We start from the raw sequence: 17,420 nt of genomic DNA on the forward strand, positions 1-17,420 counted from the left end.
ATCTGCTATTTTAACGCAACTCATTGTGAAATTGCTATCATATAACCATAAAATTTTTCTATGCATCAAAGATACTTATGACCCTTACTTTATAATCACTTGAAATTCCAGTTGATTTCACGTTCAAACTTTTCATAAGGAAGTAACGTAATCTCTCCTAAATCTGTTCCTTCCGCAGGTGGACATTGTGCTTCTAATGTAATTCCATCATACCGTCCAATATTATTTGCCACACCAGTATGATTAAAGTGATTAGCAGTATACATAACAATTGCAGGTGCATTCGTAGTCATAATCATTTGATGACTTTTTGATGTTAAGATTGCAGCTGGCTGCATCCCATTTAAGATAAAAGGATGATCTAAACCATTCCGCTTAAGATAAAAGGCTGATCTAAACCATTCCGCAATTTAATTTGATCATCATCGCTGTTTAAAGCTAGAGAAATTCTCTTTTTCTTTCTAAAGTCAAAAGGAGTATTTTTAACATTTTTCATCCCATGATTGGGCAAACCATCTGCACCAACCGGTAAGTAATAGTCTGCTGCAAGTTGCAATTCTAAGTCTGCTGCTTTTTCTCCTAAATTAAAATAAGTATGATTAGCTGGATTAAAAATCGTCAATTGATCACTTACAGCTGTAAGTATATAAGTTAGGTTGTTCTCATTATCTAACTTATAACGAGCATGTAATTTCATATTACCAGGATAACCATTCTCACCATCTGCATCAAAAAGGAAAAAGTCAGCTTGAGCCCCTTGATCAGAATTTTTTAACTTAAAACTCCAAATCTTCATGTCAGTCCCAAGACCTCCATGAATATGATTTTTTCCATCATTTTGAGGCAATTGCTGGATCTGTCTTCCATGTCTCCATTGTCCTAGACGAACACGACCACAAATCCGACCAACTGTCCCACCTAAAAAATTTCTTTCTTTTGAATAATCTTCTGGACTATTCAAAGTCAAAATCATATTTTCCTGATTCAGTAAGACTTTTTCTAAAGTGGCTCCATAATTAAGAATATTAACTTGCATTCCATAATCGTTTTCAAGGCTAATCTCACACAAATCTTGGCTATCTTTACGTCCATACTTTTTAAAACTAGTTTTCATTTACCTATCTCCCTCGCTTATCAAAGCATCAGTAAACTTTTGCCAACCTATTTCTCCATCTTTATTATTCTTAAAAACACCTGCACACTCAAGTACTTGATCAAATATTTCGACTAAGGCTTGCTGTAAAATAGAGTCGACATTTTCTTTGGTAATTTGAGAGTCTGCTTTCAGTTTTCTAGCCCAATTAAGGTGACTATCAGCTATTCTATTATCTTGATTAAGTAAATACTTCTTAACTTCCTCTAATTCTCCTTTAAGTCTCCCAGGTAAAATTGCTCTACCCATCACTTCGATTAAACCAATATTTTCTTTTTTGATGTGCCAAAGTTCAGCATGTGGATGGAAAATTCCTAATGGATATTCATCACTTGTATTATTATCACGAAGAACCAAATCCAAAATAAATCTATCACCTTCACGGTGCATAATTGGCGTAACAGTATGATGTCTATTTTTACCCTCGAAGGCTTTAATTTGACGATTTGGATCGCTATAATGATCCCAAAAATTAATAATCTTACTACCTAAATCAATTAAATCTAACGAATCTTTACTAATTAAGCGCAGATCACTCATTGGCCAATCAACTATGCCAGCTTTAACTTCAGGATATTTTTCAAAATAAATTTCTTTTTTTATTTTGGCCTTCATCATTGGAAAAATATGACGTCCACCTTGATAATGTTCATGAGCTAGCATTGAACCACCGACAATTGGCAAATCTGCATTTGAACCAACAAAATATTCAGGCAGCTGCTTTTCGATATCAACTAAATTAATTAAAGTTTGTTGATTAATAATCATTGGGATATGCTTTTGATCTAAGAAAATGCAATGCTCATTAAAATAAGCATATGGTGAATATTGAAAGCCCCAACGTTGACCCCCGATCATCATTCGGATTATTCGCAAATTGCTGCGAGCATTTTTTCCATATCCACCTAGATAGCCTTCATTTTCTAAGCACAACGCACATTTTGGGTACTTATTTTCCACCTTATGAGCTGCAGCGGCAATTGCTTTAGGATCTTTTTCAGGTTTTGAAAGATTAATGGTGATTTCTAATTCATGGTTTTTAGAACTTTTTCCAGAAAAAACAATATTTTTAGCAATAGCTTCTTTTTTAACATAATTATTGTCAACACAAAGTCGATAAAACCAATCAGTTGCAGTCTTAGGCGACTTTTGCATCTTTTCCCGGAAAATTTCATTTACCTTTGAAGGTGCTGGTATTTTTAAATCATATAATTCATCATTCAGGACTTCCCGTGAGGTAACATCATCAGGAATAATTTTATGGTCCACAGCCATTTGAACAAGTTGCTTTACCGGTGAGAGATTTTCATCATATTCTTCATCTTCATCTCCTACCAAAGCCTTAATTTTATTAACTAGGTAAACATAATCTAGTTCTTTATACGTTCCACTATCAATCACTTCATATGCAAATTTTTCAATAACTTTCATTTTTGTAGCCCCTTAAGTTTAAATTTTTTAGTTCCATCTACAATTTCTGCGTCATAGAAACTTGCATCATAACCTACTTTATCGTGATATATTTTACCAACATTTTTCTTGAATTCTTCTGCTTTGTCTTTTTTCACAATTGCAATTGCACTGCCACCAAAGCCGCCGCCAATCATTCTGGCACCTAGAACACCATCTTGTTTCCAAGCTGCTTCTGCTAGGGTATCCAGTTCTTTACCTGTTACTTCATAATCATAGTGGAGAGAAACATGAGACGCATTTATCAAATGACCTAATTTTTCAAGATCATTATCCTTCATTGCCTTAGTTGCTCTGATCGTTCTTTCATTTTCATTAACTGCATGACGAGCACGTTTTATCTCTGTCTCATCATTAATTAAATATGCATATTCATCAAAAGTCTGACTATCTAACTCACCTAAAGAAGTAATACCAAGCTTAGTTTGTAATTTTTCTAAGGCATTCTTACATTCTCTTACCCGATCGTTGTAGGCAGAATCGGCTAGAGTATGCTCTTTATTGGTGGACATAATAATAATTTCATAGTCTCCTAACTTAAGAGGCAGATATTCATATTCCATGGTGTTGCAATCAAGGAAAATAGCACGATCGTTCTTACCCATAATGCAGGCAAATTGATCCATAATTCCCGAGTTTAAACCGACAAATTCATTTTCTGTTTTTTGACCAAGTCGGGCTAAATCTAGCCGATCAATATCTAAATCAAATTCATCTTTTAAGATCATCCCCATTAACATTTCAATTGCTGCACTTGAAGATAAACCCGATCCGGAAGGTAAATCAGCCTTAATATATAGGTTAAAGCCATGATTAATCTTATTTCCATCTTCTCTTCGTCGTAAATAAGTTATCATTCCTTTAAAATAATTTGCCCAGAATCGATCATCTTTTTCTACTGTATCATCATTTAAGTCAAATTCTACAATTTCGCCGTCCACATTACCTGAATAAAGATGAACTTTATTATCATTTCTTGGACCATAAACACCGTAAATACCTAGGCTAATCGCTGCTGGAAAAACATGCCCTCCATTATAATCAGTATGCTCTCCAATTACATTAATTCGACCCGGTGAAAAAAATACATCTTTTTCATTTTTACCAAATACTTCTTGATAATTTTTAATTAATTCATCTTTATTCATAATTTTTACCTCGTAAATCAATCAGATATATGTAATCGTTTTCATAGATGATTATAAAACTATTTATCATTTTAGTAAATAAATTTACTACTTTTTTTATAAAAAAAGTGCATTAAATTTTTAATGCACTTAGTTAAAACTTTTTCTTATAACTAAATTAGTATTCATGGTTAAATGCACCTGCGGCAATTCTGAGTTAGTAATTCGCATAAGTAAAACAGAAATTGCTAATTTACTCAAAGCAATTTGATCAATATTGTATGAAGTTAGTGGTGGTGAAACATACTTTATGACATCACTGTTGTTAATACTGATAATAGCAGTATCTTTTGGGACTCTAATTCCTACCTCGTTAAAGTACTGCAAAACACCCACACTCAATGTATCAGAGGCAATAATAAAAGCATCAGGTAACTTTTTCCCTAATTTATTAACTACTTCTTTTGCTAAGTTATAGCCATTTTTAACACTAACAATTCCCTTGGCAAATACCTCAGTATTCTTTATCCCTCGGGTTTTACAATACTCTGTAAAAGTAATCTCTCGAATATCGCGTTGTGGTTGATGGTCTAAAGTCAAACTTTCAGCACCGATGTAGCCTAAATTATTATACCCATGCGCTATTAATTTCTGGATTGCATCCTGTACTGTTAATTCAAGATTAGGCTGAACCGAATCAAATAGCTCTGGAGCAGGGTTAATATCAATAAAGACCCCATTTGGTAAAACATCGTGTAGTTTTTCTAATTCCTTATAGGTAAGTTCAGCTGTTCCTACTCCAATAAAACCTTGAAAGATCGAAGCTTGTTGTATCAACTTGTTCAATTCAGTGAATAAAGTTAATTTAATACCTTTTTCTTTCCCCACTTTATTAACAGCATCCCGTAAAAAAGAAAAATATTCATCCTGAAGTTGTTCCTTCCCATTTACGCGATAAAGCAATGCAATTTCAGGCTTTAAGTCACTTACGTTATTACGCTTTTTAAAATATCCTAATTCACTTGCTACTTTTAATATCTTACTTTTCGTTTCAGGAGTAACTGACAAACGCGAATCATTATTTAATAAGCGTGATACAGTTGCCGGTGAAAATCCAGATTTGGCAGCTATTTCTTTAATTGTTGTCATATTTTCCACCACTTTTTCTATTCACAAATACTGTATCATAATCCTAATTAATCCGCTATTACTGAATAATTTATTACTTAAGTAAATAATTTATTGATTCTTTCATAATATAAACAATTTTATATGCAAAAAAGCTGCCTATCAATGATAGACAGCTTTTCTTTTCATTTATGATCTTAATCTTCATCAAGACCTTGGTAATAGTTATATACTTCTTGACCGGCAATACTTCCTTCACCGACAGCAGTTGCAATTTGACGAAGTTCTTTTGCTCGAACATCACCCAAAGCAAAGATCCCATCAACTTTAGTACGCATATGATCATCCGTTAGGATCCAACCTTGGTCATCAGTAATGCCTAAATCTCTAAAAGCATCTGTTTGTGGTTGAATACCAACATAAATAAATACACCAGCTACTTTAATTTCTTTTTCTTCACCAGTTTCTTTATCCTTATATTTCACACCAGTTACTTTATTGCCATCTCCGACAATTTCTTCAGTTTGAGCATTCCAGACAAACTTCATCTTATCATTTTCGAAAGCTTTCTTTTGTAATTCAGCTTTCGCACGAAGTTGATCACGCCGATGGATAACAGTGACTGACTTAGCAGACTGTGCCAAATATAGCCCCTCTTGAATAGCTGAATCTCCGCCACCAATTACAGCAACATCTTCATCTCTAAAGAAAGCGGCGTCACAAACAGCACAATATGATACGCCTTTTCCAGCATATTCTTCTTCGCCAGGAACTCCAAGATGCTTATGAACCGCACCAGTAGCAATAACAACTGCACCAGCTTCGTATTCACCTGAATCAGTTTTCACAATCTTTTTATTACCATCTTGCCTAATACTTTGTACATCGCCATAAGCAAATTCAGCTCCGGCATTTGTAGCCGTTTGATACATTTTTTCGCCTAATTCAGGTCCTTGAATATCAACAAAGCCAGGATAATTATCAATGCCAGCAGTATTATTCATTTGGCCGCCATAAATACCACGATCCAAAATAACTACTTTCAAATTAGCTCGAGCGGCATATAAAGCAGCAGTTAAACCACCAGGTCCTGCTCCAATTACAATTACATCGTAGTTTTTTTTCTCAGCCATATTCTCGCCTCTATTCTTACTTTTTGTAAGTATATATTACTATGAACAAATGAAAATTGCAATCTTTTTGCTTATAGTTGAACTTCTGGCTTAGGATTTCTTCCCATCATTGTCTTAATTTCTTGATCTACATCAGCATTTTCATATAAAACACGGTAAATAGCTTCACTAATTGGCATGTCAATATTCTTTTCTTCTGCTAATTCATGTACAGCCTTAACAGTCGTAGCGCCTTCGACAACTTGGCCCATATGATCTAAAACATAATCAAGACTCTTTCCTTCTCCAATTTGCTTACCTGCACGCCAATTACGAGAATTTTGAGAAGTTGCTGTTACAATTAAATCACCAATTCCTGAAAGACCTGAAAAAGTCATTGGTTTTGCGCCGAAGTATTTAACTCCTAAACGAGTAATCTCAGCTAAGCCTCTAGTCATTAAAGCAGCTTTTGCATCATCACCATATCCTTTACCAACTAGGATACCTGCAGCAATTGCAATAACATTTTTTACTGCTCCACCTACTTCAACTCCCACTAAATCATCATTAGTGTAGAAACGGACATAGTTATTTGAAAATATCTTTTGTACTCTCTTAGCATTTTCTTCACTGGTGGATGCACAAGCAATTGCAGTTAAATCCTTTTGAGCAACATTTTCAGCATGACTAGGACCTGAAATAGCTACTATTTTTTCACTATCATTTGGATAAACTTCCTCAGTTAAAATATCTGAAATTAGTTTTTTACTGCCGGGTTCAATTCCTTTAGTTGCAGTTACCAATAAAGGAGTAGCGCCAGTTTTATCTAATATTTTACGTACATTTTTAGCAACAATACGAACTGCTTTAGTTGGTAAAACAAATAAAACAATTTCGGCACCATCCAATGCTTTTTCTAAATCTCCAGTAGCAGGCACATTAGGATTAAGTTTCCAATTTTTCATGTAGTGAGTATTAGTATGATGTTCATTAATTTCTTGGTTAACACTATCAATGTTTCCATATAATACTACATCATTTCCGTTATCAGCTAACATTGAACCAAGAACAGAACCCCATGAACCATTACCTAAAACTGCAATCTTTGCCATTTCTTTACTCAAACTTTCTATAAAAAATTATTTCTTTCAATCTCTATTATACGGGTATTTTAAACCGCTGCCAGCTAAATACCACTTTGGCTTTACAACTTTACGACGATAAATCCAAAGAATAATTGCGCCAAAAAACAAAATCAAGCTCAATGCTTGTGAAACTCTAATTGTATTCGCCATATATAAACTATCCGTTCTCATCCCTTCAACAAAGAAACGAACAGCGGAATACCAAATTACATAACTTAAAAATATTTCTCCACGCTTAAAAAGATGTTTTCTATGACGTAAACTTAAAATCAAAATTAAGCCAACCAAATTTAATGTCGACTCATACAAATAAGTCGGTTGGTAATATGAACCATTAATATACATTTGCTGAATAATGAAATGTGGCAAATGTAGACTTTCTAGAAAGGATAAAGTTGTTTTAGCACCATGCGCTTCTTGATTCATAAAATTACCCCACCGAGCAATTACCTGTGCAGCCATTACACCTGGAGCGATGATATCAAGCATTAGAAATGGCGGTAGCATTCGTTGATGACAAAAAATCAACAACACTATTAGTCCAGCGATCAAACCACCATAAATAGCAATACCACCATTCCAAATAGCAATTATTTGGTCGGGATGTTGAGAAAAATAGCCCCATTCAAAAACTACATAATATATTCGAGCTCCAATAAAACCAATCGGAACTGCCCAAAGGAGGAAGTCAATGAAGTCATCAGGCATAATATGCCTTTTCTTTCCTTCATTAATTGCCATTAAAGTTGCTACTAAAACTCCCGTAGCCATTAAAATACCGTACCACTTAACTTGAAGCGGGCCCAGATTAAAAGCTACAGGATTTAAAGCTAAACTCATTTCCTGCTTTCACCCTCGTCTTTTTTAGAATTGTCTGAAATTAATTCAGTTAGATTTTGTTCAAATTTTTGACTAGCATCATAGCCCATTTTCTTAGCTCTGAAGTTCATAGCTGCTACTTCAATAATAATAGCCAGATTTCGTCCCACTTTAACTGGAACAGTTACTTGCGGTACATCTACTTCAAAAATCTCACGCGTCTTTTCATTAAATCCTAGGCGATCATAATTGGCTTTTGGATCCCAATTTTGCAAACAAATTATCAATTGAATTTCAGTACTGTCTTTAACTGCTCCAGCACCAAAAAGATTCATCACATCAATAATTCCAATTCCTCGAATCTCCATTAAATGCTTTAAGATCTTAGGAGCTTCTCCCACTACAGTCTTATCATCTTTTTGGTAAACATCAACTCGATCATCCGCAATTAAACGGTGTCCTCGTTTAACTAAGTCTAGGGCTGTTTCTGACTTACCAACACCAGAATTTCCAATAATCAATACACCCATTCCGTAGATTTCTACTAAAACACCGTGAATACTCTTTCGAGGTGCAAGTTTTTCATCTAGAAATTGAGTAATGACACTTGATAAATGTGTTGTAGCCATATTACTCGAGAGAACAGGTATATTTTCTTTCTCAGCTGCTTCAAGCATCTCTGATGGAATTGGTAAACCTCGTGACACAATGAAACAAGGAGTTTCTGGAGTTGCCATTTTGGTAAATACTCGCTCACGCAAATCATGATCTAAACGCGCACTATAAGAAATTTCCGTTCTTCCTAGCAATTGAATTCTATTGTTAGGATAGAAATCAAAATACCCTGTTAATTCTAAACCTGGACGCGAAATATCAGAAGTATTAATTAACTTTTGATCTAAATAGGCCTTTCCTTCAACCACTCTAAGTGAAGGAAGATCTTTTACTAATTCACTAACTTTAACTGCTTCAACCATTTTTGTTATCCTCTTTATCTTCTACATCTTTGACTGAAACATTTCGTGCTTTCTTTCGCTTTTGATTATTAGTGGACCGCTGCACCGGCTTATGTCTATTAGTTTTCTTTGTATCTGTATCTTTTTTATTGCTAGAAAATTTAGCTAGCAGCCAAATAATCAAAGCAACAATTATAGCAACAGGTAACAAGCCAATAAAGAATTTAAATATTGAAAATAAAATACTTAAAATCACCAAAGCAGCTAATACCAATATTAAAATAGTTACAAATCCCATAGATCTTTTCCTTAAACTTTAGTCCGGATTTTTTTGGCTTAAGAGCCACTGTAAATAAGCATAAATAAAATTATCTAATTTTCCATCCATTACACCATTTACATCACTAGTTTCAAAATTAGTCCGATGATCTTTTACCATATTGTAAGGATGAAAAACATAAGAGCGAATTTGAGAACCAAAGCCAATTTCTTTTTGATTACCTTTAAGTTCTTCTGTTTGCTTTCTTTTCTTCTCTTCTTCTAGCTGGAATAACTTTGCCCGTAACATATTCATGGCAGTTTCTCTATTTTGCAATTGAGATCGCTGAGCCTGCGATGAGGTAACAATTCCAGTAGGTAAGTGGGTAATTCGAACTGCACTAGAAGTCTTATTAATGTGCTGCCCGCCAGCCCCACTTGAGCGATAAACATCAATTCTTAAATCATCTGGATTAATATCAACCTCAATGCTTTGATCAATCTCTGGTATTACTTCTACAGAAGCAAAAGATGTATGCCGTCTTTTTGCCGAATCAAAAGGAGATATTCTTACTAATCTATGAACACCATTTTCAGATTTAAGTAATCCGAAAGCATTTTTTCCTTGAATCCGGATGCTTACACTTTTAACACCAGCTTCTTCACCAGGTTCATAATCTTCAATTTCAAATTTCAAATCATGACTAGTTGAATAGCGTTGATACATTCTTAAAAGCATATCAGCCCAATCCATGGCCTCAGTACCACCAGCACCAGGATGGATTTCCATTAGAGCATTATGTTGATCATATTTATCTGATAATAATAATGATAATTCATAATCATGAAAACTTTGTGATAATGACACCATTTCTTCAGATAATTCTTCACTCAATTCAGGATCGGGATCTGCTTTAAGTAACTCTAAAGCAGTTTGAGCATCATCGTATTTTGCTTCAAGTTGCTTAAAGTTTTCACTTTTTTCCTTCATTCGATTAGTATCATTAATTAAGCTTTGTGCTTGTTCTTGATTATCCCAAAAACCAGGTTCTGCCATTTTTTGCTCATTAATTGCAATACCTTCATTTAATGAATCGAAGTCAAAGAGACCTCCTGAAATGCTCTAACTTAGGATTAAGATCATTTAATTCTGCTTGAATTTCACTAATCTCCATTTTTATTTTCCTCACATTATAAAATTAATTTTTACTTTAATAATAGCAAAAAAGAGAGACATTATCTGCCTCCCTTTATTTTTTATCGACTAATGTTTTGTCTTATTTGAGCCTTCATAAATAGACGGGTGGCATCAAATTCGATATTACCGATCATTTCCTCAAACATTCTATAGCCAGCTTCTTGATATTCAACTAATGGATTTAGTTGTCCATATCCTCTTAGACTAATAGATTGTCGTAATTGATCCATCGCATCGATATGATCGGTCCAACGTTCATCTACAACACGTAAGATAACAACTTTCTCAAATTCTAGCATTTGTTCCGGATCAGCAAGTTGTTTTTCTTTTTCAGTGTAATTATCTTCTGCAATCTGATAAAGACGCTTCTTAAGCTCTTCCGCACTTAAGTGCTTCATATTAAGCTTTTTAGTAGTTTCTTCGTCAGTAATAGCAGATGAAATAAAATCTCTTAATTGATCATTTCGCCAATCTTTTTTGTCGCCTTGGGTATACATATCAATTTGATGATCAATAGTTCGCTTAATCATTGGCATTAAGACAGATTTTAATGATTTTTCTTCAGAAATAACCTGCATTCTTTCTCCGTAAATAATTTCACGTTGCGTACGCATAACATCATCGTATTGCAAAGTTTGCTTACGAGTATCGTAGTTATTTCCTTCAACACGCTTTTGAGCTGATTCAACTTGTCTAGTAATCATACGTGATTCAATAACTTTATCATCATCATTATCAGATATTCGATCAAGGAATAATTTTACTCGATCTCCACCAAAACGCTTCATCAAATCATCTTCTAGAGAAAGATAAAATCTTGTTACACCTGGATCCCCTTGACGACCGGATCTACCACGAAGCTGATTATCAATACGACGAGACTCGTGACGTTCAGTACCAATAACAGCTAAACCGCCTAATTCTTTAACACCGGGTCCTAATTTAATATCAGTACCACGACCAGCCATGTTAGTAGCAATTGTAACTGCTCCTCTTTGCCCAGCATTCATAATGATCTCTGCTTCTTTAGCATGGTTTTTAGCATTCAAAACTGCGTGTGGAATACCTGCTTGATTAAGCATTTGACTTAAACGTTCAGAGCTTTCAATAGCTACAGTACCAACTAATACTGGTTGTCCTTTGGCGTGACGTTCCTTAATTTCTTTTACTACAGCTTCAAACTTAGAATCTAAGGTTGGATATAAAATATCCGGTAAGTCTTTACGAGCAATAGGGCGGTTAGTTGGAATAGTGATTACTTCCATGTTATAAATTTCACGAAATTCTTCTTCTTCCGTCTTAGCTGTACCTGTCATCCCTGCCAGCTTTTTATACATTCTAAAGAAGTTCTGGTAAGTAATGGTTGCTTGAGTTTTAGACTCTTCTTGAATCTTAACTCCCTCTTTTGCTTCAATAGCCTGGTGAAGTCCATCGGAATAGCGACGACCTTCCATTACACGTCCAGTGAAAGAATCGACAATCATAACCTCACCATTTTGTACTACATAATCAATGTCTTTTAACATGATGTAGTTAGCTCTTAACGCTTGATCAATATGGTGAACTAAAACTTGATTATCAATATCATACAAGTTCTTCAAACCAAAGTGCTCACAAGCTTTTTTGATTCCTTGATTGGTCAAATTAATTGTTTTAGTTGGCCAATCAATCTTGTAGTCACCATGGTCTTCATCATCATCTACATCGTCATCACTTTTATCTTCAACTAAAGTTTTAACAAAACGATCAGCACGAATATATTCACTATTTGCTTGCTCTGCTTGCCCGGAAATAATTAATGGTGTTCTTGCTTCATCAATTAAAATTGAGTCAACCTCATCGATAATTGCATAATTAAGTGGACGTTGAACCATTTGATCTTTGTAGACAACCATATTGTCTCTTAAATAATCAAATCCCAGCTCAGAGTTAGTTGAATAAGTAACGTCACAATTATAAGCGTCTCTCTTTTCGTCTGCAGACATCGAATTAAGGTTCAAACCTACAGATAACCCGAGCCACTTATATAATTGCCCCATTTCACTTTCATCACGACTAGACAGGTACTCATTAACTGTTACTACATGAACACCTTTCCCCGTTAGAGCATTTAAATAAACTGGCAAAGTAGCAGTTAAGGTCTTACCTTCCCCAGTCATCATTTCGGCAATATTACCGTAATGGAGTGCAATACCACCAATAATTTGAACACGGAAAGGATATAATCCTAAAACTCTTTTTGCACCTTCACGTGCTGTAGCAAATGCTTCTGGTAGAATATCATCTAACGTTTCACCATTTTCTAAACGCTTACGAAATTCTGGTGTCTTTGCTTGGAGTTGCTCATCAGATAATTTTTCGTACTCGTCTCCTAAAGATTCTACCTTAGTTGCTAATTTTTCGAATTTCTTTAATTCTCTTCTATCGTTATCGTAAATTTTTTTAAGAATATTAGCCATTTAATCGGTCCTTAAATTTAAATTTTGTGCACAAATCTAAAATAATACTATGTAATTTTAACATTAATTTGTAAAAATGAGAAACCTACTATTACAAGAAAAAGCCTCTTAAGCTCAATAGCACTTAAGAGACTCTCAATTTATAAGATTGTTTTAATTATTCATTAGTTTCAATTAAGCCATAACGACCATCATTTCTGCGATATACAATACTGGTTCCATTTGTATCTGCATCTTCAAAAACAAAGAAATCATGACCCAATAAATCCATTTGTAAAACGGCTTCTTCCGCACTCATTGGTTTTAAATCTAAATGCTTGTTACGAACAATATCAAATTCTTTAGGTGCTTTCTTTTCTTCTTCTAAGTCTTCATAGAAGAAATCCTTTAAGCCCTTCTCACGGCTCTTTCTGTTAATACGAGTCTTGTACTTTCTAATTTGACGTTCTAGTTTTTCAGAAACAAAATCAATACTCTTGTACATGTCATCAGTTGTATCTTCAGCACGTAGAACTAAATATGGGAGTGGAATGGTTACTTCCACTTTAGCTGTATGATCTGGATAAACCTTTAAATTGATATGTGCAATTACATCAGAATTAATTTCGAAGTACTTTTCGAGCTTAGTCAATCTCTTTTGAACATAATCTCTTAAGGCATCAGTAACTTCGACATTTTCTCCACGAACATTGTACTTTAACATTGTAGATTCTCCTTCCAACGTCTTGTGACGTTTTTCTTTACACTTATAGTATAGCAAATTGTAAGCGGTTTTACTAATGATTTATCTACTAATTGTAAAACTATTTATTTTACAATTAGGGTAAGCTTCTAGAAGTGCATCCCGTGCATGGTACAGCGTTCTACCGGTGGTATAAATATCATCTAGCAATAAAATTTTCCCACTAACATTTTTATTATCGAGAGCCAAAAAGGTTTGCTTAGTCAACAAACGTTCTTCCCTATTCTTTTCTCCCTGAGCTTTCTCCGTATCAGCCTTAACTAATAATTTTGTTAAAGGAACTAAATTTTGATAAATAGCGCAAATTGTATCAAATCCTCTTTTTTTTAGATGACTAGGCGAACTCGGAACTGGAACATAATAATCAGCTGATGGCAACTGATCAATTAATTCAGCTAGTACATAACACAAAATATAATCTCCATATCTTTTGTATCGCACCATAACATCGTGAAAAGTATCATTATATTGATATAAAGAGCGATTGTCTAATAAATTGCCTTTATATTTCTGGCTCCAGTATAGACAATCATTACACAGTTCTTCTTTATCTATTTCTTTATTACAGCCTGAACATATTTTTCCTTTCTTTTTAACAAACTTTTTTAGACATTCAGAACAAGTATATCTTTCCTTGTACTTAACAACTAAAAATAATTTTTCATAATTTATCTCTCTGCGAAAAGAAGAGTGACACAATAAACAATTATTCACTTATTCATCATCCTAATCTGTTTCATCGCTTGTCGGATATTTTTCGTATATTTGTGATAACAAAATAAAACTAGCCCATCTCTATCATCCGCACTTCTTCCTACTCGACCTGCAATCTGAACTAGACTTGGAGTATTGTAAATCGGATCATCTGCCGCAATTACAATTACTTGAACATGTTTAAAAGTTACCCCTCGTTCTAAAATTGTTGTTGTTAGTAAAATATCAATTTCTTGATTACGAAATCTAGCGACTTTACTTTGCCTTTCTTTGTCACCCGCATATACACTCACAATCTTTTTCTCTTTAAAAACAGCAGTCAAATGTTTCTTATATATGGGCAAATCTTTGATTCTCGGAACAAATACCAGAAGAGGTTTGTTAATACTTATAATTCTACTAATATGTTTAATCAAAGCAGGATGAACTTTTCCTTTACTAGAAATAAAGGGTTTAAAGAAATATTTTTCTTTTGGTACAGGCAGTAATCCCTTATGAAATCTTCTCTTCAGCAAAGAATAATTAATTGCCTTACCTTTGGCCTGTTTTAACAATTTTTCATCTGGAGTCGCAGTTAGAAAAAATGTGCATCCCTTTTCTTTTACAGCATTTTTAGCTGCAAAATGAAGCATTTTATTTTCATAAAAGGGAAAAGAGTCTACTTCATCAATCACAATCAAATCAAAGGCCTGGTAAAATTTTAAAAGTTGATGTGTTGTACATATGATAAATTGCTCATCTTTTGCATCATGATATTCACGTCCATGGTATTTTCCAATTTCCACATTTTCAAATGCTGCTTGAAAGCGGGGAAATAATTCATCAACTACGTCAATTCGAGGCGTAGCAATTGCTATTCGGAAGCCATTTTTTAAAACTTCTTCTACTACTTTAAAGAGCATCTCTGTCTTACCAGCTCCAGTTACTGCATGAATTAAATGATTTCGTCGCTCTTTAAAGGAATTAACCAACTCATTAGAAATTAACTCCTGTTGATCAGTTAATTTTCCCCGCCAGCTTAGTGGAGTAACTATTTTAGGATAAGTACTTTTTTCAATGTTTCTTTCTAACTTATTCTCTTCACTTATTCTCCCAACCCCAATGCATTCTCGGCAATATAAATATCCATTAGGTAATGTTGCATCTGCTTTAGTGTTGCATCGTTGGCATAAACCATTTATCATTGCAGGAACTTTTGTCGTCTTACTATTTATGTTATGGTTATTTTGATTATCTATTCATTGGCGTCCTTTTAATTCACTCATCAATATCACCCTATATTAATTACGCAGTTGGAGGCGATTTTTTGTCATCAAAACAACTAAACTATTTAACAATCAGTAAATCGGGTCAACATGAGATAGTTATCAAAAAAAGTAGATTCATCTGCTCGTTAGCTCGTACTAAAACAGTGGAAGAAGCTCAAACATTTATTGAGCAAATTTCTAAAAAATATCATGATGCAACTCACAATACCTATGCTTATACTTTAGGATTAAATGATAATCAAGTTAAGGCAAGTGATAATGGTGAACCTTCTGGAACAGCAGGGATTCCCGAACTAAAAGCTCTTCAATTAATGAAATTAAAAGACGTAACTGCTGTAGTCACAAGATATTTTGGTGGTATTAAATTGGGTGCTGGTGGATTAATCCGCGCTTATTCAAATTCCGTAATTGAAGCTGCTCAAAATATTGGTGTAGTAAAGTGCGTCATGCAGCAATTAATTGAATTTACAATTCCATATAATCGACTAGATGAGATTAATCACTATTTAAATGAAAATAAAATTCTCATTGCTAATCAAATATATACTACCGATGTAACAATCCAAATTTTCCTAGATCTAGATCAAATTACTCAAGTTGAAAAGGATCTAATTAATTTATTATCTGGAAAAGTAGAATTCAAAAAAATAGACCAGAGATTTAATGAAATTCCTATTACTAATTTAAACTTCCATGAACAATAAAAAGATTTACGTTGTTTTAACGTAAATCTTTTTTGTTTGTATTTTTTTTATTTAATCGTCTTATTTTTACTTCAGGATCTGCACGTTCCATTTTATTAATAGTATGTTGAAAAAAATGTAAAAGTGGTTTATATTTTTCGCCCAATAATCCGATCGTTTCAACAAAAAGTTCAACTGCGAATAATAGACCTAAAATTAATAGCCAGATTCCCCACCGAGGAGATACTAATGAAAGCAATGAGACAAAAGAAAAAATAAGTGAAATTCCATAAATAGCTAACACAGTTTGACGATGGGTTAATCCCATTCGCATTAATTGATGATGCAGGTGATGCTTATCTGCTTGAGATATGTTTTTCTTATTTAACTTTCGTCTGATCATTGCATAAACTGTATCAGTAATTGGAACACCCAAAATAAGGATTGGAACTAATAATGACACAAAAGTTACATTTTTTAATCCCTTTAAAGAGAGAACGGAAATCATAAATCCGATATATAACGCACCCGTATCTCCCAAAAATATCTTCGCAGGATGAAAATTATAAGGTAGAAAACCCAATAAACAAGCTGCTAACATAATACACATAATTGGAACATAATGTTGCCAACTCTTTAAAAAGAAGAAACCAACAATTCCCATTGTTACAAGGGAAATCAAGGTAACGCCAGTAGCTAGGCCATCTAAACCATCAATAAGATTGACAGCATTTGTTAAGGCAAGAATCCAAAAAATAGTAAGAGGAAAACTCCACCAACCTAATTGAATATGGCCTAAAAATGGTAAGCTTAATTCTCTTACCTTAATTCCAGCTAAGAAATATACCACTAGGGATGCAACAAAAATCCCAAACATTTTTTGTCTAGGTTTTAATTCTAAAATATCATCAATCAAACCAGTTAAGATAATAACGCTGGATGCCAATAATACTGAAAAAAGCTCATGAGTAGGAAAGTCTTTCCGTAATAAGACAAATTCTCCAATATTAAAAGCTACAAATATTGCTAATCCACCAATAGTAGGCATAGGCTTTTTATTGATGCGCCGAGCATTTGGATTATCAACTGCACCTAATACAAAAGCTAATTTTCTAATAAAAGGAGTTATAGCAGCAGTAATAATTACTAATAAGAATATTTTAACAATTGTTTGAAACATAACAATCT

The 17,420-nt window shown here is 33.9% G+C and carries 15 protein-coding genes and 1 pseudogene; 1 reads left to right on the plus strand and 15 read right to left on the minus strand.

The features are described from left to right. Window positions 1–95 precede the first annotated feature (95 nt). From Q9R40_RS00215 to Q9R40_RS00280, 14 genes and pseudogenes are all read right to left on the minus strand, one after another. Window positions 96–1,114: pseudogene (locus Q9R40_RS00215) on the minus strand (aldose epimerase family protein). After that, a complete protein-coding gene (locus tag Q9R40_RS00220; RefSeq protein WP_304675767.1) occupies window positions 1,115–2,584 on the minus strand; it encodes a UDP-glucose--hexose-1-phosphate uridylyltransferase in 1,470 nt (489 codons plus the stop codon). Then, on the minus strand, window positions 2,581–3,771 hold the full coding sequence (locus tag Q9R40_RS00225) for a galactokinase (RefSeq protein WP_304675768.1): 1,191 nt from the start codon (window positions 3,769–3,771) through the stop codon (window positions 2,581–2,583). Before Q9R40_RS00225 ends, Q9R40_RS00220 begins: the two co-directional genes overlap by 4 nt. 129 nt (window positions 3,772–3,900) lie before the next feature. Continuing rightward, window positions 3,901–4,899, minus strand: coding sequence for a LacI family DNA-binding transcriptional regulator (locus Q9R40_RS00230; RefSeq protein WP_304675769.1), 999 nt, complete (start codon window positions 4,897–4,899; stop codon window positions 3,901–3,903). 176 nt (window positions 4,900–5,075) lie between these two features. Next, on the minus strand, window positions 5,076–6,011 hold the full coding sequence (trxB, locus tag Q9R40_RS00235) for a thioredoxin-disulfide reductase (RefSeq protein WP_304675771.1): 936 nt from the start codon (window positions 6,009–6,011) through the stop codon (window positions 5,076–5,078). 71 nt (window positions 6,012–6,082) lie between these two features. Then, the gene (locus Q9R40_RS00240; protein ID WP_297940968.1) at window positions 6,083–7,102 is read right to left on the minus strand and encodes an NAD(P)H-dependent glycerol-3-phosphate dehydrogenase; all 1,020 of its coding nucleotides are present in this window, start codon (window positions 7,100–7,102) and stop codon (window positions 6,083–6,085) included. A gap of 36 nt (window positions 7,103–7,138) precedes the next feature. After that, the gene (gene lgt / locus Q9R40_RS00245; protein ID WP_304675773.1) at window positions 7,139–7,975 is read right to left on the minus strand and encodes a prolipoprotein diacylglyceryl transferase; all 837 of its coding nucleotides are present in this window, start codon (window positions 7,973–7,975) and stop codon (window positions 7,139–7,141) included. After that, window positions 7,972–8,931, minus strand: a complete 960-nt coding sequence (gene hprK, locus Q9R40_RS00250; protein ID WP_304675775.1) for an HPr(Ser) kinase/phosphatase — start codon at window positions 8,929–8,931, stop codon at window positions 7,972–7,974. The genes lgt and hprK overlap by 4 nt, the downstream gene beginning before the upstream one ends. Further along, complete coding sequence (locus tag Q9R40_RS00255) at window positions 8,924–9,208, minus strand: hypothetical protein (RefSeq protein WP_300593273.1); 285 nt, start codon at window positions 9,206–9,208, stop codon at window positions 8,924–8,926. The genes hprK and Q9R40_RS00255 overlap by 8 nt, the downstream gene beginning before the upstream one ends. An 18-nt stretch (window positions 9,209–9,226) precedes the next feature. Beyond that, a protein-coding gene (gene prfB / locus Q9R40_RS00260) for a peptide chain release factor 2 (protein WP_304675778.1) occupies window positions 9,227–10,343 on the minus strand; the annotation gives its coding sequence in 2 pieces (ribosomal slippage) (window positions 9,227–10,270 and window positions 10,272–10,343; 1,116 coding nt in all). Between the two features lie 82 nt (window positions 10,344–10,425). Continuing rightward, complete coding sequence (secA, locus tag Q9R40_RS00265) at window positions 10,426–12,825, minus strand: preprotein translocase subunit SecA (RefSeq protein WP_304675779.1); 2,400 nt, start codon at window positions 12,823–12,825, stop codon at window positions 10,426–10,428. 157 nt (window positions 12,826–12,982) lie between these two features. Continuing rightward, complete coding sequence (gene hpf / locus Q9R40_RS00270) at window positions 12,983–13,528, minus strand: ribosome hibernation-promoting factor, HPF/YfiA family (RefSeq protein WP_297940572.1); 546 nt, start codon at window positions 13,526–13,528, stop codon at window positions 12,983–12,985. 81 nt (window positions 13,529–13,609) lie between these two features. Beyond that, window positions 13,610–14,281: a ComF family protein gene (locus Q9R40_RS00275; RefSeq protein ID WP_300723351.1), complete on the minus strand. Its 672-nt coding sequence runs from the start codon at window positions 14,279–14,281 to the stop codon at window positions 13,610–13,612. After that, window positions 14,278–15,465, minus strand: coding sequence for a DEAD/DEAH box helicase family protein (locus Q9R40_RS00280; protein WP_370687752.1), 1,188 nt, complete (start codon window positions 15,463–15,465; stop codon window positions 14,278–14,280). The genes Q9R40_RS00275 and Q9R40_RS00280 overlap by 4 nt, the downstream gene beginning before the upstream one ends. Window positions 15,466–15,587: 122 nt before the next feature. On the opposite strand from Q9R40_RS00280, the gene Q9R40_RS00285 reads away from it, so the two are divergent. Further along, a complete protein-coding gene (locus Q9R40_RS00285) occupies window positions 15,588–16,253 on the plus strand; it encodes a YigZ family protein (protein WP_297940568.1) in 666 nt (221 codons plus the stop codon). 16 nt (window positions 16,254–16,269) lie between these two features. On the opposite strand, the gene Q9R40_RS00290 is transcribed toward Q9R40_RS00285, so the two are convergent. Beyond that, complete coding sequence (locus Q9R40_RS00290) at window positions 16,270–17,412, minus strand: glycosyltransferase family 4 protein (RefSeq protein ID WP_297940566.1); 1,143 nt, start codon at window positions 17,410–17,412, stop codon at window positions 16,270–16,272. Between the last annotated feature and the right edge of the window lie 8 nt (window positions 17,413–17,420).

It is taken from the genome of uncultured Lactobacillus sp. (assembly GCF_948948975.1).
Lineage (GTDB): Bacteria > Bacillota > Bacilli > Lactobacillales > Lactobacillaceae > Lactobacillus.

Bases quoted from the DNA above. Each gene is read 5' to 3' on its own strand.
- hpf (WP_297940572.1), bottom strand. From the start codon at position 13,528: ATGTTAAAGTACAATGTTCGTGGAGAAAATGTCGAAGTTACTGATGCC.
- Q9R40_RS00220 (WP_304675767.1), bottom strand. From the start codon at position 2,584: ATGAAAGTTATTGAAAAATTTGCATATGAAGTGATTGATAGTGGAACG.
- secA (WP_304675779.1), bottom strand. From the start codon at position 12,825: ATGGCTAATATTCTTAAAAAAATTTACGATAACGATAGAAGAGAATTA.
- Q9R40_RS00280 (WP_370687752.1), bottom strand. From the start codon at position 15,465: ATGATAAATGGTTTATGCCAACGATGCAACACTAAAGCAGATGCAACA.
- Q9R40_RS00290 (WP_297940566.1), bottom strand. From the start codon at position 17,412: ATGTTTCAAACAATTGTTAAAATATTCTTATTAGTAATTATTACTGCT.
- trxB (WP_304675771.1), bottom strand. From the start codon at position 6,011: ATGGCTGAGAAAAAAAACTACGATGTAATTGTAATTGGAGCAGGACCT.
- Q9R40_RS00225 (WP_304675768.1), bottom strand. From the start codon at position 3,771: ATGAATAAAGATGAATTAATTAAAAATTATCAAGAAGTATTTGGTAAA.
- Q9R40_RS00255 (WP_300593273.1), bottom strand. From the start codon at position 9,208: ATGGGATTTGTAACTATTTTAATATTGGTATTAGCTGCTTTGGTGATT.
- Q9R40_RS00230 (WP_304675769.1), bottom strand. From the start codon at position 4,899: ATGACAACAATTAAAGAAATAGCTGCCAAATCTGGATTTTCACCGGCA.
- lgt (WP_304675773.1), bottom strand. From the start codon at position 7,975: ATGAGTTTAGCTTTAAATCCTGTAGCTTTTAATCTGGGCCCGCTTCAA.
- hprK (WP_304675775.1), bottom strand. From the start codon at position 8,931: ATGGTTGAAGCAGTTAAAGTTAGTGAATTAGTAAAAGATCTTCCTTCA.
- Q9R40_RS00240 (WP_297940968.1), bottom strand. From the start codon at position 7,102: ATGGCAAAGATTGCAGTTTTAGGTAATGGTTCATGGGGTTCTGTTCTT.